Annotated in this window: 12 protein-coding genes; 1 reads left to right on the plus strand and 11 read right to left on the minus strand. The window is 59.7% G+C overall.

The window, feature by feature from the left end; all coding sequences use genetic code 11:
- Positions 1-3: 3 nt before the first annotated feature.
- The 3 genes from NTD84_RS13990 to NTD84_RS14000 all read right to left on the minus strand — a co-directional run bounded on the left by NTD84_RS13990 (position 4) and on the right by NTD84_RS14000 (position 2,171).
- A complete protein-coding gene (locus tag NTD84_RS13990) occupies positions 4-1,257 on the minus strand; it encodes a tyrosine-type recombinase/integrase (RefSeq protein WP_262166373.1) in 1,254 nt (417 codons plus the stop codon).
- A gap of 270 nt (positions 1,258-1,527) precedes the next feature.
- Positions 1,528-1,863: a hypothetical protein gene (locus tag NTD84_RS13995; RefSeq protein WP_262166376.1), complete on the minus strand. Its 336-nt coding sequence runs from the start codon at positions 1,861-1,863 to the stop codon at positions 1,528-1,530.
- A 65-nt stretch (positions 1,864-1,928) separates the two neighbouring features.
- On the minus strand, positions 1,929-2,171 hold the full coding sequence (locus NTD84_RS14000) for a phage/plasmid replication protein (protein ID WP_262166378.1): 243 nt from the start codon (positions 2,169-2,171) through the stop codon (positions 1,929-1,931).
- A gap of 1,182 nt (positions 2,172-3,353) precedes the next feature.
- On the opposite strand from NTD84_RS14000, the gene NTD84_RS14005 reads away from it, so the two are divergent.
- A complete protein-coding gene (locus NTD84_RS14005; RefSeq protein WP_262166380.1) occupies positions 3,354-3,698 on the plus strand; it encodes a GlcG/HbpS family heme-binding protein in 345 nt (114 codons plus the stop codon).
- 149 nt (positions 3,699-3,847) lie between these two features.
- On the opposite strand, the gene NTD84_RS14010 is transcribed toward NTD84_RS14005, so the two are convergent.
- The 8 genes from NTD84_RS14010 to NTD84_RS14045 form a co-directional block, all read right to left on the minus strand.
- Entirely contained in the window at positions 3,848-5,263 is a 1,416-nt protein-coding gene (locus tag NTD84_RS14010) for an aldehyde dehydrogenase family protein (RefSeq protein ID WP_262166382.1), read from the minus strand.
- Positions 5,256-6,446 (minus strand): pyridoxal phosphate-dependent aminotransferase, encoded by a 1,191-nt coding sequence (locus NTD84_RS14015; protein WP_262166385.1) that lies wholly within the window; start codon positions 6,444-6,446, stop codon positions 5,256-5,258. The genes NTD84_RS14010 and NTD84_RS14015 overlap by 8 nt, the downstream gene beginning before the upstream one ends.
- Positions 6,447-6,469: 23 nt before the next feature.
- Positions 6,470-7,882, minus strand: a complete 1,413-nt coding sequence (locus NTD84_RS14020; protein WP_262166388.1) for an amino acid permease — start codon at positions 7,880-7,882, stop codon at positions 6,470-6,472.
- 209 nt (positions 7,883-8,091) lie between these two features.
- Positions 8,092-10,356: an ATP-binding protein gene (locus NTD84_RS14025; protein ID WP_262166391.1), complete on the minus strand. Its 2,265-nt coding sequence runs from the start codon at positions 10,354-10,356 to the stop codon at positions 8,092-8,094.
- Positions 10,353-11,126, minus strand: a complete 774-nt coding sequence (locus NTD84_RS14030; protein WP_262166392.1) for a substrate-binding periplasmic protein — start codon at positions 11,124-11,126, stop codon at positions 10,353-10,355. Before NTD84_RS14030 ends, NTD84_RS14025 begins: the two co-directional genes overlap by 4 nt.
- A gap of 5 nt (positions 11,127-11,131) precedes the next feature.
- The gene (locus tag NTD84_RS14035; protein WP_262166430.1) at positions 11,132-11,848 is read right to left on the minus strand and encodes a response regulator; all 717 of its coding nucleotides are present in this window, start codon (positions 11,846-11,848) and stop codon (positions 11,132-11,134) included.
- A gap of 269 nt (positions 11,849-12,117) precedes the next feature.
- Positions 12,118-13,425, minus strand: coding sequence for a metal-dependent hydrolase family protein (locus NTD84_RS14040; RefSeq protein WP_262166433.1), 1,308 nt, complete (start codon positions 13,423-13,425; stop codon positions 12,118-12,120).
- Positions 13,426-13,807: 382 nt separating this feature from the next.
- Entirely contained in the window at positions 13,808-15,418 is a 1,611-nt protein-coding gene (locus NTD84_RS14045; protein ID WP_262166435.1) for a gamma-glutamyltransferase family protein, read from the minus strand.
- Between the last annotated feature and the right edge of the window lie 65 nt (positions 15,419-15,483).

Genomic DNA, 15,483 nt, shown 5'->3' on the forward strand with positions numbered 1-15,483 from the left:
TCCCTACGTGTCGAGCCGCTCCCAAGCCGCCGAAGCCCGCTGGGCGTTGTGGAGGTTGGCCGACTCGGCTAGATAACGACTTGCATAACGACGTGGCATCGTCGAAGTATCAGACCAGCCACAGACTCGCCGGAGTTCGTCTGTAGCTCGCTCTAGGTCATACCCCCGCGTCGCGACCAGGTATGCCAAGAAGTGGTCAGCAAAGGTGTGACGAAAGTCATGAGCGGATAGTGTAGGCAAAAGTCCCGGATGGGCCAGCTCAATGGTCAGAAACAGCCGATCAAGCACGCTAGATAGGGCGCGAATCGACAGTGGGCGGGCTTGGTCGGAGATGAACAAATAGCGGTAAGGCAGTTTCATCGGTTTACCGTTGCGCACGGGGCGTCGGTTGCCTTGGATATAACGTTCATAGACCTCATACAACTGCGCCGAGATGCCGACCGTACGACCACGTGTTTTCAGTGCAGGCTCTTCGGCGCGCGGGTCGCCTGGATCATGTTCGCGATCATTGATACTGACATAGGCATGCTGAGAACCCTGATTGATATCCGTGGTGTAGAGCTTCAGAAGCTCACCGCGACGGATCCCAGTCTCCAGCAGCAATTCAATCATTAGCCAATTGCGCAACTGCAATCGTTCCGGAAACGGATTCTCCGCGGCGCCCGGGCGAATCAGTGTGCGAATGATCTGGAGTTGCGTAGCTGTCAGGCTGCGGTAACGAGTGTGGTCGGGACGAACATTGATGATATGGCTCTCAAAGCGCCGCTCTATGACGTCGGCGACATCTGCAAATACCACCTCGATGTTAACCAGGGTGGTTGAGTTTTGACGGGCGCGGGGGATGTAACGGGTGACACACCAGGACAGGTATTGCTTCAGCAATCGCAGGTACTGGTTACGGGTACGCGGATCGATCTGCGGAAAAGGTGCCGTTGCAGCGATGCCGATTCGGGCGACCAGATTATCGGCTTGACGGCCGCTTTGGAGCCAGATGGCGTAACCATCCAGCAAAGCCAGAATCGCCTCAAAGTGGCAGGCCAAGATGGCCTCATCGATATCCAGATCTCGGGTTTTGGCATAGGTGTAGAAAGCCTGGATCGCGCGCAGATGCGCCGCAGCAGTATTGTAAGCGCGGTGCCTGAGTTTGAGTTGGACGTAGATGAACGGAACGAGTATGGGCAACGGCGCTGCATTACCAGCTTGCACGAGCAGCGGTACACGCTGACCTGAAGAGAAACGGCACTGAATCAGCTTCATCGGCAGCCACCTCATTCAATGACTTGCCATGAACACGAAGTACATGGCCCGTTGAGAGAGTGGACGCCAGAAGCGGGTTTGTCGAATCAGTGGCTTGGGCAGCTCATGAACATCTATGACATGACCTGTCGTTTAACATAATATACATTATGCGAATCCCTAAAAGCCTCTACCTGGACTGGCGTGTGTTCTTTTGGCTGGAGGAACAATGGTCTGCCAGATGACAAGCCTCATGCTTCGGCTTTGTCCACTGGCAGACTTAGAGGAACGCTAAGAGAAAACCGCCAGTACGGTCAGAGCTGAAACGGGCACGTATTCATCGTCGGACCCATCGTCAGGCCTGAGAAGCAATTGTGACTCTATTCCGTAGCCCGGAGCACCTGCCTGAAAAGCAACAACCACAGCACCGTAACGAAGAACTTGTGTCGAGTATTCCTGCTCATGCTCGACTTGAACATGCCTACCGAGCAGTCCGAGGGGATCAAGACCGGAAAACGGCGAGAATGAACATGATATTTTTTCACCTTGGAGCAGGCTTTGAGGCAGAATGCCGAAAGCATGGAAGCCGGTTGTGTCGGGGTTTTGAGTAAAATGTGAAGCAGCCATTGTTGATCCTCCTAGATCGGTAATGGTCAGCAGGAATGGGGAGGTCAGATCTCCCCTGCCTGCATTTAATCGGCCTTAGGGCCAAATTCTTCTGTAAAAATCCGATCAAAACTTTCAGTGTAGGGAACGGCAATATCAATGCCGATCTTGCGAAGCCGTGAACGATGAACTTGTACTTGTCTTTTGGTCAGATCAAAAGACTCTCCCTCCTTCCAAAGTTGAAAGTACAAAGCAGTAGTTCTAACGGAGTTGGCGTGAGTAACAACGCCTTTTTCCCGAAGCAACCGGGAGATAAGAGACATGTTCATCGGATAAACCTTTACCGCGGGAAACCACGGTAAAACGTGCGCTTCTGAGCGTCAAGGAAAACTCCACAAAAGCCCATGAAATTGTGGAAAATCACAATAAAGTGGGGGTGTAACAGCACCCCCACCCGGTGGCCGGAAAAGCTCGCTTGGAAATTGGACCTGACGGGACCTGTCCGGCGATGGCGCTGAAAGTCACGGGACCGCGTTAGCTACGCAAGGAATCGGGGAAAAAGCTATTGGCAGAACATGGCGCGAAGTGACACCAGAGCGATTCTGGGAAGTTTGGACGCGAAAGAAACCCCCAGTGATTTGACGATCGCCGGGGGTTTTTTGTTGGGCGTGAGAACGGCCGGCTTTGCCGGGTTTCGGCGCAGACGTTGTTTAGCCTGGCTGTCGATCGACGTGGCGCCTAATGCCCTGCGGGCAGGTCGAGGTATGGCGAGATTAGAGGTTCAGGATTGAAGTGCAGGCGTCCTGCAGGGCCTGTAGACGCTTATCGAACTCGGCAGTCTCAGTATCCATCTGAGAGAGCCTAGAACGCATCTGGCGAGCTTCGGCGACGATTCTGGGGTAATCGGCGAGCACATAGCAAACTGCGTCGAGGGGGTCACGTGAAGGCGCGTAGAGGGTTGCATCGCGGATAAGGTGATCGGGTATTTGGAGAGTGGTTCGCATAATGGCCGTTACATTAAACGACCCATGGTGGCCAAGCCAGTTTCCATAGGCCGTTCAACGTAACGCCCGTCATTACACGTAACAAGATGTTTCAGGATTAGCCCGGTTGCACAGTGCTTGCACACAGCAGATTCCCGCCCGTATAACTAACTCCTAGCATTGTCCTGGAGTTCTTTCTGGAATCTCGCAGCTGTCCTCCAATTCCAGAATGTCGTTAGCGATGTGGCGATGAGCTTGGCTTTTCCAGGCAATGATCAGCTCACATCTCCAGCGGTCATCTGTTTCTCAAAAACATAGCGTTGCCCTGTAGCGTTTAATGCGATTGAGCGTTCGGCGTGGACGACGAATTTAGGAAAGCCTCCGATCACGGTTAGGCGCATTTCCCATCTTGATCCTGGAAAAATTCGACATCAGCAAACTTTCGCCATCAAACACTGCTTACACCTTCACGACAGCATAAAACCCCGGATCATTAGTGCTCCAACCCTTTCAGCCAAGGAGCTACAAATGCTGGATCAACTGTCTCGGGAAATTGTCAGTCGCGCGGTGTCGCTGGCGAACGAGCAAGGCTTTGCAGTCTGTACCAGCGTGGTTGATGACGCCGGCCTCTTGCGCGCCTTTCTGCGAATGGACGACGCCTTGCCCGGTGCCATTGACGTCGCAACCAAGAAGGCTCGCACCGCTGCGTTGTTCCGGACTGACGGCGCCGACCTCGGTGTTCGGGCTCAACCGGGGGGTGATATTTACTCCCTGGAAGGCACGAACGGCGGGCTGATTAGGGAGAAGGTTGCGTTGCAACAATTACCAAAGACGAAAGCTGACTTGCGCAAAACAGCACGAATGCGCTCGTGACTTCACCTGCACCGCCGCCCTTGCAGTCACGACGGGGCGGGCCTGATTAACGATCCAGTCAATGAACAACATCACCTCGGATGCCATCAACCACTGCACGCAAGACACCGGGCCATGGCCCGGTGCGTTCAGCCTTTAAACGATGCCTGTCAGACCTGAATCGCCTTCACCTCGACGAATTCGTTAAGTCCCTCCTCGCCCCATTCACGCCCATTTCCCGATTGTTTGTAGCCGCCGAATGGCGCCTGGTAATTGAACGCCGCGCCGTTGAGGAAGCACTGACCGGCGCGCAATTGCCGGCCCAGTTGCAGAGCCCGCTCGGTGCTGCCGGCCCATACACCGCTGGACAGACCGAACGGCGAGTCGTTGGCGATCTGGATGGCCTGGGCCTCATCGGCATAGGGAATCAGACACAACACCGGACCAAATATTTCTTCCTGGGCAATGCGCATGCGGTTGTCGACGTCGGCGAACAGCGTCGGGTTGACGTAATAGCCACGCTCGAACGCCGATGCTGAATCGCTGCCGCAGAGCAAGCGCGCACCTTCCGACTCACCGAGGCGGATGTAGTCCTGCACGGTGCGTCGTTGACCGGCGGAACACATCGGGCCGAGAAAGCTTTGCGGATCGAGCGGGTCGCCCATGCGCAGACTCAAGGTTTCTGCCAGGGCGATTTCCACCGCTTCGGCATAGCGGCGGGCCGGCAGCAACAGGCGGGTCAGCGCGGTGCAGGTCTGCCCGGAGTTGATCATCACGTCCTGCACGCCGTAACGCACCGCCGCCTGCAGATCCGCATCCTCGGCCACCAGCAGCGGCGATTTGCCGCCCAGCTCCAGACACACGCGTTTCACCGAAGGCGCTGCGGCTTGCGCTACCCGCACCCCCGCGCCAGTGGAACCGGTGAACGACACCATGTCCACGTCCGGGTGCCTGGCCAACGCTTCACCGACCTTGGAACCAGGCCCGCTGACCAGGTTGAACACCCCGGCCGGCAGGCCGATGTCTTCTATCATTTGCGCCAGCAGAAACGCATGCAGCGGGGTTTCCTGGCTCGGCTTGACGACCACCGTGCAACCGGCGGCGAGCGCCGGGGCCAGCTTGCCGATCAATTGGTGCAGCGGGTAATTCCACGGATTGATGAACGCGCAGACGCCCACCGCCTCGCGAATCACCAGCGAGTTGCCGACCTCGCGCACTTCGTCCATCACGCTGGCGAGTTCGACGTACTGCTCAAGACCGGCGATGGGTCCGTCGACCTGCACTGAACGGCACCACTGCACCGGCATGCCCAGTTCAGTGGTGATCACCGCGGCCATTTCATCGGCGCGAGCCCGCAGTTGGTCGGCCAGTGCGCGGATGTAACCGCCGCGCACGCTGGACGGTGTACGCGACCACGATTCAAACGCCTTGCGTGCCGCCGCCACCGCGTTGTCGACATCACGTTCATCGCCCAACGGCACGCTGCCGGCGACCTCTTCAGTGGCCGGGTTGATCACTTCGGCGACGCCCTGCCCCGACGGAATTTGCCAGCGACCATCAATAAACAGCGCTTTGTGATTAAGCATGATCCAGCGTCTCCATGAGTTCGTGAGCACAACGGGCAATACGCTGGCAGGCATCGCGCAACGGTCCGGCACCCACCACCAGCCCGAGTCGAATGTGACCGGCCGCGCTCGGGCCGAACGCTTCACCGGCCAGTACCGAAACGCCGTGCCGATCGAGCAGGCGATTGGCGAACGCCTGGGCGCTGAGCCCGGTTTCGCGGATGTCGACCATCACGAACATGCCGCCATCGGGTTTCAACGCCCGCACACCAGGACAATCAGCCAGGCTTTCGCAGACCAGATCACGGCGCTGGCGATAGGCTTTGCGCATCGCTTCAAGCTCTGGCAGTTGGCTTTCCAGCGCCACCACGGCGGCGTCCTGAATGAAGTCCGGCGAGCCGTAAAGCATGCACAGCGCAAGGTTTTCCAAGTGTGTGGACAACGACGGCGGTGCCACCACCCAGCCCACGCGCCAACCGGTCATGGCGTGGGATTTCGACAGACTGTTGAGCGTCGCGGTGCGCTCGGCCATGCCTGGCAGACTTGCCGGGCTGACGTGTTCGCCTTCAAACAGCAGTTCGCTGTAGACCTCATCGGAAATCAGCCACAGATCATGGGCGATGCACAGTTCGGCCAAGGCCTCCCACGTGCGACGCGGCAGGCTCGCGCCCGACGGGTTGTGCGGACTGTTCAACGCCAGCGCACGGGTGCGCGGGGTGATGCGCGCGGCGACGTCTTCCGGCGACACCCGGAAGCCGTTTTCCGGGCGCACCGGCAGCGGCACCACCACGGCGCCGCAGGCACCGAACACCGCTTCGTAGGTGACGTACATCGGTTCCGCGACGATCACTTCATCGCCGGGATTGAGCACGCATTGCGCCACGCTGAACAACGCGCATTGCGCGCCGGCCAGCACCGTCACCTGCTCCGCCGACACGTGTTGGCCGCTGCGTTGGCGGTGTCGCCTGGCGATGGCCTCACGCAAGGCGCGCTTGCCGCGCACTTCGGCGTAGTGAGTGTTACCGGACAACAAGCTGTCGATGGCGCTCTGCACGATGGGCTGCGGTGTGTCGAAATCCGGGTCGCCCACCGACAGCAACAGGATGTCTTCACCCTGCTCACGCAATGCCAGCGCTCGGTAATGAATATCCCAGGCCGCAGCGCCGTCACCGGCTATGCGTTGGGTCAGATCTGAAAAGCGCATGGCCCTCTCCTTGAAAAAACCAATCAAACACTGGGCAAACTCGGCGCCAGTACCGCCCCGCGCTTGCGATGGAACACGAAGTACACGCCATAGCACAGGGCGATGAACCCGAAGCCCCAATACAGCGATGGACGCTGGGTTTCATCCAGCGCCAGGAACACGAACAGCGAGCAGCACAACGTGATGCACATCAGCGGCAGCACCGGGAACCACGGCGCGCGGTATTTCAGATCGCTCAGTTGGCCGCCGTCGCGCAAATAGGCCTTGCGGAATTTGTATTGCGCCAGCGCGATGACGATCCAGGTCACGGTGCCGGACATTCCGCTCACCGCCATCAGCACCATGAACAACGTGTCAGCCGCTACGAAACTGGTCATGAGCGACACCAGGGCAAAGCACAAGGTGATGCTCAGGGCGCGCAATGGCACACCGCGTTTGCTCAAGGGTGAAAGGCTCTTCGGTGCCATGCCGGTTTTCGACATTGCCCACAGGATGCGGGTCGAGGCGTACAGGCCGGAGTTGCCCACCGACAGAATGGCCGTGAGGATCACGAAGTTCATCAGATCAGCGGCGTACGGAATGCCGACCATGTCGAACACTTGCACGAACGGACTTTCCATCAGCCCCGCCTGCTGCCACGGCACGATGGCCGACAGCACGATGATCGCCAGCACGTAGAAAATCAGCACGCGGAACACCACGTTGCGCACGGCACGCGGAATGCTTTTTTCCGGTTGATCGGTTTCGCCGGCGGCCACGCCCATGATCTCGCAGCCCTGGAAGGCGTAGACCACGGTCATCATCACTGCGAACACTGCCGACAAGCCGTTGGGAAACAGCGAGTCGCCGATCAGGTTGGTCGCCATTGGCGCAGGCGCGCCGCTGGTCAGCGGGATCGCGCCAAAGATCACCAGCACACCCACGACGATGAAGCCGAGAATCGCCGCCACCTTGATTCCGGAGAACCAGTATTCCGCCTCGCCGAACGCCCGGGTCGCCAAGGCGTTGATGCCGAACAGCACCAGCACGAACAGCGCCGACCAGTACCAGATCGGCACCGCCGGGAACCAGCGGGTCATCAGCATGCCGGCGGCGGTGAACTCCAGGCCCACCGTGGTGGCCCAGCTCATCCAGTACACCCAACCGATCATGAAGCCGGTGGCCGGCCCGATGAATTGGGTGGCGTGGGTCTGAAACGAACCGGACACCGGCATCTGCACCGACAGTTCACCCAGGCAGACCATCACCAGGTACATCAGGAAGCCGGCGACGAGGTACGCCAGAATCGCTCCCACCGGCCCGCCCTGGTTGATGGTGACGCCGGAACCCATGAACAGCCCGGTGCCGATCACGCCGCCCAGCGATAGCATGAAAATGTGCCGGCTCTTCAGGGCGCGGGTCAGCTGGATGCCTTTGCGGTCGATGTTTTCGCTCATTGTCGGCACCTCAGCAATCGGTAAGGTGCGCAGCGCAGGACGGGACGTCATTGCGCAAGGAAGGGAAAGCGTTACGGCCATTCATTATTATTATCTCCAATAAGCTTCTAAGACCGCGCTCGCGCGGTGGCGTCGATTATTGGAAAGCCATGTAAGGTCTTGTTGTACTTGCGGATCGAAGTTGTAGAAAGTCGTAACAAAGTTGTATCTCAGGCCTGCAACAACCCTTGCAGGATGTGCAGCGAGCGCTGCAATTGCACTTGAACCGACGGCGCCAGCGTGCGAATCGCCGCGTCATCGTTGGCCAGGGCCGCGCTTTCCAGGGGCCGCAACACCCCGGCCAATGCCCGAAATCCCAGCGAATCGCCGCTGCCGGCCAGGCGATGCGCAAGCTGCGCCACCTCGGTGCAATCGTCGGCATCGATCGCTTCGTTGAGCGCTTCGCGGTGCTGCACAATCGAGTCGCGCAGCACCGTCAGCAAACTCTGAACCTTTTGCTCGCCGAGCAACGTGCGATGGGTGTGCAGCAACGGCCAATCGATCGCTTCGTCATCCGCCAGTGATCCTCCGGCCAGCGGTGGCTGCCCCGCTAACACCTGACGCAGGTGTTCCAGCTTCAGCGGTTTGGCGAGGATACCGTCCATGCCGGCGTCCAGATAACCACGCACCAGCGCCGGTTGCACGCTGGCGGTCAGGGCAAAAATACGGGTATGGCGGTTCGCTCCGTCGTTGCCGCGGATCTGCTTGCACAATTCGACGCCGCTCATTCCGGGCAGATGCACGTCCAGCAGAATCAGATCGAAACCCCGCGCAGCGCATTGCATCAACGCCTGCTGCGCCTCCTCCGCCAGCCATACCCGGTGGCCCTCCCGGCGCAGCAATCCCTCAGCCACTTCACGGTTGAGCGCCACATCCTCAACCACCAGAATTTCCAGCGTCGGGCCCGCCACGCTCAACGGTGTCACGTCGACGACAGCGCTGGCCGGCTTCAACGTCAGCTCGAACCAGAAACAACTGCCGCGCCCGACTTCGCTGTTGACACCGATGCGACCGCCCATGTGCTCGACCAGATGCCTGCAGATGGCCAACCCCAGTCCGGTGCCGCCATAGCGCTGCGCCACCTCCTCGTTGGCCTGGGTGAAACGCTCGAAAATCTTCGCCTGCATGGCCGGAGCGATGCCGATACCGTTGTCGGTGACACTGACCCGCAGCTGTTGCCCGCTGTCCCCGTCAGCCGGCGGGAGCAACGCCACCTCGACGCTGACCTCTCCGCCTTCAGTGAACTTGATCGCGTTGGCCAACAGGTTGCTCAAGACCTGGCGCAAGAACTGCTCGGCGCCGTGGTGATGCCCGGCCACGCGCGGATCGATCCGGCACAGCAGAATCGTGTCGTTGTCCAGCGCCTTCGGTTCGAGCAGGGTCAGCACTTCGTCGAGCAACTGGCGAATCGAGAAATCCACCGGTTCGGGCAGGCTGGCGCCCTCCTCCAGCTTGGCGAAGTACAACACTTCATTGAGGATGGTCAGCAACCCTTCGCCGGCCTTGTGCAAGGCATCCAGGCGTTTACTGTCCTGCGGATCAAGACTGGCGCCGCGCAACAATTCGGCCATGCCGAGAATCCCGTTGAGCGGCGTGCGCAGTTCGTGGCTCATGGTCGCCAGAAAGCGCGACTTGGCCAGATTGGCCGCCTCTGCTTCTTCCTTGGCGCGCATCAGGCTGGCCGTACGGCGTTCGACCCGGCGCAGCAATTCATCGCGGTTGTCCTGCAACGCCAGTCGATCGCTTTCCCGGCGATCGATATCGCTGAGAATCGACCGGCGCATGTCGTCGAGCGCGTGAGCCACGGTGTCGATTTCGTCCTGAAAGGCGCCACGGCGTTTGTCCAGGTGCAACGGCTCGTGCCATTGTCCGGCGGCGATGCGCCGGGCGAACCCGGCCATGACTTGCAGGTGCCGGGTGACCAAGCGGTAAAACAACCCGGACAACGCCACCGCCAGACCGCACAGAAACGCCCCCATCCACAACAGGCTGGTCAATCCGGTGGCATACAGGCGCTCATAGACCGCGCCGAGATCGGTGCTGACTTCCAGTTCGCCAAGGTGCCGCAACGGGCCGGAGGGTGGTTGGTAGTCCAGGGCGAAACGCTCGATGCGCAAGGGCCCGGCCGGCTGCGGATTGCCTTGCAGCAAGTCGAAGTCCGGATTGATCAGGTGCACCCGCGCCACATCGGAAAAATCCACCAGGCCGCGCAGCTGCACGTTCAACTGCTCCTGATTGAGGTCCCACAGGCTGCGCTCCAGGCTCGCCAGGTAACCGGCGCGAATCAGCTCCATACGCGAATCGATGTCGCGCATTTCCCGGCGATACTCGAAGTACAGTTGCACGGTGCTGGCAAGCAAGGTGAAACACAGGCTGAACAACAGGATGAACAGCAGCAGGCGCCGCAACAGTCCACCAGGACGGGCGCTGATCATTTTGCGTTCGCCGGCAAATGGAGCATGTTGCGGTAGCTCACTTCGCTTTCATTGAGCAAGCGCTCGATATCACCGGCGTCGACCATGCGTTGCAGCTGTGACTCGATTTCCGGCATCCGCCTGGCCAGCGGCGAACGCCGGGAAACGGCGATGCGCAGGTAATCGACGCTTAACGCGTTGGGCAACGCGACGATGTCTTGCGCCCCTGGCAGATTCTCGACGTACAGCTGGCCGGTGCGACGTTCCTGGGTAATGAAATCGATGCGTCCACGGATCAGCTTGCCGAAGTTCTGCCGATTTTCGGACACCCATTCGATGTTGTTGTGTTGCGCCACCATGCGATCGAATTCCACGCCGTAGCTTTCGCCAATCAGCAAGCCGCCACGGTAGCGGGTCAGGTCTTGCAGGCGCTCGACCTGCACCGGGTGCTGGCGATTGATGAACAGCGCCACTTCTTCGCGCAACACCGGCAGTGTGGAAAACAGCATGCTCTGTTCCCGCTGCGCGGTCCTGTAGGCCATCACCACGTCGACCTGGCCTTCGGCAGCGTCGAGCAGGCAGCGTTTCCAGTTGCCCAGCACGACGATTTCGACCTCATAGCCCAGTTCGCCGAACAGCTTTTGCACCACGCTCGGCGCCAGGCCGCGGACCTGTTTACCGTCACTCCATGTGACCGGCGGGTACACCGGGTAATCGCAATAACGGACCTTTTCGAGCGCCAGGCTATTGCCGGCCGCCAGCATCAGCACCAGCCCGAGCAGTCGCCTCACCAGCGTCACGCCGCCTGACTGGCAGTGAACAGGTAACCGGCGCCGTGGATGGTGATGATCAGCTGCGGTTCGGCGGGATCGTCGTGCAGCTTGCGACGCAAGCGGCCAACCAGCACATCGATGGAGCGGTCGTTGGGCATCCATTCGCGGTTGCGAATCTGGTCCATCAACTGGTCGCGGCTCAGGGTGTGGCCGCTGTTGCGCAGGAACACGCTGAGCAACTGGTATTCGCCGTGGGTCAGCAAGGTTTCACCGCCGGCCGGATCGATCAGCCGTCGGCGATCGGTATCCAGTGCCCAATCGGCGAACTGTTTGACCGGTTTGGACAGCGCCACCACCGGCGGTGGCACCTGCGCCTGGCGAACACGACGAATCAGGTTTTTCGCACGGGACACCAGCTCCCGTGGATTGAGGGGCTTGATCACATAGTCATCGGCGCCGCATTCGAGGCCGACGATACGGTCGATTTCATCGTTACGCCCGGTGATCAGGATGATCCCGACTTCCGAACGCACCCGCAGTTCGCGCGTCAGCGTCAGGCCATCCTTGCCCGGCAAGCGGATGTCGAGCATGACCAGGTCCACCGCCTGGCTGGCCAGAAGGGTTTCGGCCAGTTCCGCCGTAGCGGCGCAATGCACGTCGTACCCTTCCTGGGACAAGTAGGCATGCAACAGTTCGCGAATCAGTGGATCGTCATCGACGATCAGTACCCGAGGAGTCATGGCTTGGTGTCCTGCACGGGCCCGAAGGCGTGTTTCTTATTAGAGTGTTTTGTTGCGTCGGTACGAGGGAGAGAGTAGCCACTACTGAACAATCGATCAACAGCTACTTGTCCGCACGCAATTCAGCGTGACGTATCGAAGATGTCGACAGGGTTGGCTATTGGCGAGGGGCAGACGTCAGCCCGGTCGGCGAAACGTCTATCTGGAGGGCTGTAGAGCATTCCGGGACGAATGCCCTACGTTTTGCAGGAGGGTATTTCCGTGATCGATTACAGGCCCGGCAGTACATCCGATGGAACGATCACACCCCCTTTCATCACAACGGGTACATTTTCGAGGATTGAAATATCGGCAATCGGATCGCCGTCGACCGCAACAAGGTCAGCAAAACGGCCCGCACTCACCGCGCCCACATCTTGCTGCCAGTTCAGCAAGTCAGCGGCAACGATGGTGGCGGACTGGATGGCCTGCATGGGTGTCATTCCATACTTCACCATATAAGCGAACTGTCGGGCATTTTTGCCGTGAGGATAAATCCCCGCATCTGTACCGTAGGCGATTTTTACACCCGCTTTAACGGCCTTGCGAAATCCTTCACGCTGTACTTCCGTTGTTTCCGTATTTTTACGCAGGTAACTTTCCGGCCACTTTTCCTCGCGGCCAACTTTATCGATGAAGTCGCCGTTGTAGACGTCCATCACCAGATACGTGCCGTGTTCTTTCGCCAACTTGATGCCTTCGTCATCCAGCAGCGAGGCATGTTCAACGGATTTTGCGCCTGCCCGAATAGCGGCCTTGATCCCCTCGGTGCCATGCGCATGCACGGTGGCATAGCTTTTGTGAACCTTGGCTTCCTGCACCACGGCGCGCATTTCATCTTCGGACATTTCCATTTGACCTGGCTCTGTCCCTTCGGCAAGCACGGCCCCCGTGCCGATCATCTTGATGGTGTCGACACCGTGCTGGAACAGATAGCGGGTCTTGATTCTCGCTTCATTGGTATCGCCGAACACGCCTACGCGCATATCGTCGGGCAGCGTCACCCCGGAGGCGAAACCCGTCACTTCGCCCCCGCCCCCCGGTACCGACATGTAAGCCCCGACCACGTTCATCCTGGGCCCCAACACCTGATTGGCATTGATCGCATCGCGCAGCGCGACGTCGGTGAAAGCCCGGTAAGTCCCGACGTCATGCACCGTGGTGAACCCGGCGCGCAACGTCTGATAAGCGTGCTTTGCCCCCAGCAGTGCATAGTCTTGCGGGGAATGCAGCAGCGGCTCCGCGACGTTATTGGTCATGTCCCAATCGGCAATATGCGTGTGCATATCGATGAGGCCCGGCAACACTGTCTTGGCGGACCAGTCGATCACTTTGCCGTCTGCGGGGGCGGCACCCCAAGGGTCAACGGAAACGATGCGATCACCGTCAATCTTGATGCGTTGATCGGTCAGCACCTTACCCCGCTCCACATCCACCAGACGGCCGGCGTGGATATAAACGATGTCAGCGTGCGCGGATAACGCCAGGGATGACAGCATTACAGCCAACATAAGGCGATTAATTTTAATACATTCCATTTTGTTCTCTCTTGTTATTTTTTTGGATGCCGTTAATGAATTGCGCCCACACGGATGAAGCCTTCCTTCACCAAGTCGGCTCCACTAATTTCTATTAACTGATGTTAGGAGTTGGAAGGTCGGAGCCTGCACTGGCTGCAACTATAGAAAGGCCGACGGCTGTTGAGTTGTTTTTAATGTACGAAGTTGTCCGTGCCTGTAATAACTGCGTAACGTCAACGCAACTAAATCATGCACTGCTTATATGCGCCGGAATTGACAAGTTCGGAGTAGAAAGGCACTACGCGGGGGAGAAATGGCGCACAGGCACGTTCTTCAGCAGGATGAAGACGCGGGGAAAGCCTGGCAGTGGGCGGCCCTTAAGGCCGCCTGCCCTGCTGTTTCAGCACACGGCGATATGCGAATCGGTACGCGGCTCGGTGCCCCCGCACAGCACACCGGTTTGCGGATCGCGCAGGATGATTTGCCCGCGCCCGTAACTCGTCAGGTCGCACACCACTTGTACCTCGTGCCCGCGTCGAGCCAGTGCCGCCGCCATGTCTCGCGATGCGCCCTGCTCGATCCCGATTTTCAAGCCGCCCAGCCATTGCCAGCGTGGTGCATCCAGCGCTGCCTGCGGGTTGAGGCCGAAATCCACCAGGTTCATGACCATCTGCACATGCCCTTGCGGCTGCATGTAACCGCCCATCACGCCGAACGGTCCCATCGCCACGCCATCCTTGCTCAGGAAACCCGGGATGATCGTGTGAAAGGTCTTTTTGCCCGGCGCCAGGCAGTTGGCATGGGCAGGATCGAGGCTGAATTCTTCACCGCGATTTTGCAGGGCGATGCCGCTGTCGGGCAGTACCACGCCGGAGCCGAAGCCGTGGTAGTTGCTCTGAATGAACGACACCATGTTGCCTTCGGCATCGGCGGTGGCCAGGTACACCGTGCCACTGGCGTGCGGGTCCCCGGGCTGCGGCGCCTGCGCGCGTTCGGCGATTTGTGCGCGCCGGTGCGCGGCGTAGTGGTCGCTGAGCAGATCGTCCACCGCCACACGCATGTGTTCCGGATCGGTGATGTAGTGCAGGCCGTCGCTGTAGGCGAGTTTCATTGCCTCCAGTTGACGGTGCCAGGTCTGCTGGCTGTCGCGGTGATCAAACTCAAAGCCTTCGAGGATTTTCAAGGTCATCAACGCGACGAGGCCCTGGCCGCTGGGTGGAATCTCCCAGACGTCGACACCGCGATAGTTGACCTTGATCGGATCGACCCATTGCGCGCGGTAATCGCGCAGATCACTGGCGCGCAGATAACCGCCAGTGGCTTGGGAATGCGCGTCGAGCCGTTGTGCCAGGGCGCCGCGATACAGGCTCTCGCACTCGGTGTTCGCCAGCTCCGTCAGCGTCCGGGCTTGCGCCGGGTTGCGGAACATCTCGCCGGCGCGAGGCGCGCGCCCCTCGATCAGGAAGGTCTCGAACCAGCTGTCGAGCACCGCGTCGCGATCCGGGGTGAAACCCTCCAGCGCCGTTTGCCATTGCAGCGCGACCACCGGCGACACCGGAAAGCCGTCGCGCGCCAGGCTGATCGCCGGTTGCAGCAGGTCGACAAAAGGCAGGCGGCCGAAGCGTCTGGACAACTCGGCCCAGGCCGACGGGCAACCTGGCACGGTGACCGGCGTCCAGCCGTGCAGGGGCATTTTTTCATGCCCGGCAGCTTTCACCGCGTCGATGCTCAGGCTTTGCGGTGCGGCGCCGTTGGCGTTCAACCCGTGCAATTTGTCCTGGGTCCAGACCAGCGCAAAGGCGTCACCGCCGATGCCGCAGCCGGTCGGTTCAACCACGGTCAGCGCCGCAGCGGTGGCAATCGCCGCGTCGATGGCATTGCCGCCCCTGCGCATGATTTCAATGCCGGCTTCGGCGGCCAGTGGCTGGGACGCGGCGACCATGCCGCGCTTGGCGAACACGCTTTGACGCTGCGAGGCGTAGGGATACTCGTGGGCAGAAAATTCGAACATGGCAGGACTCACACAAAAATAATGTTTTGAGCAGGCGCTGGCTTGCCTGGGTGGCAGCTGCGAAT

The sequence above is a fragment of the Pseudomonas sp. 14P_8.1_Bac3 genome (assembly GCF_025466085.1).
In the GTDB taxonomy this organism is placed as follows: Bacteria; Pseudomonadota; Gammaproteobacteria; order Pseudomonadales; family Pseudomonadaceae; genus Aquipseudomonas.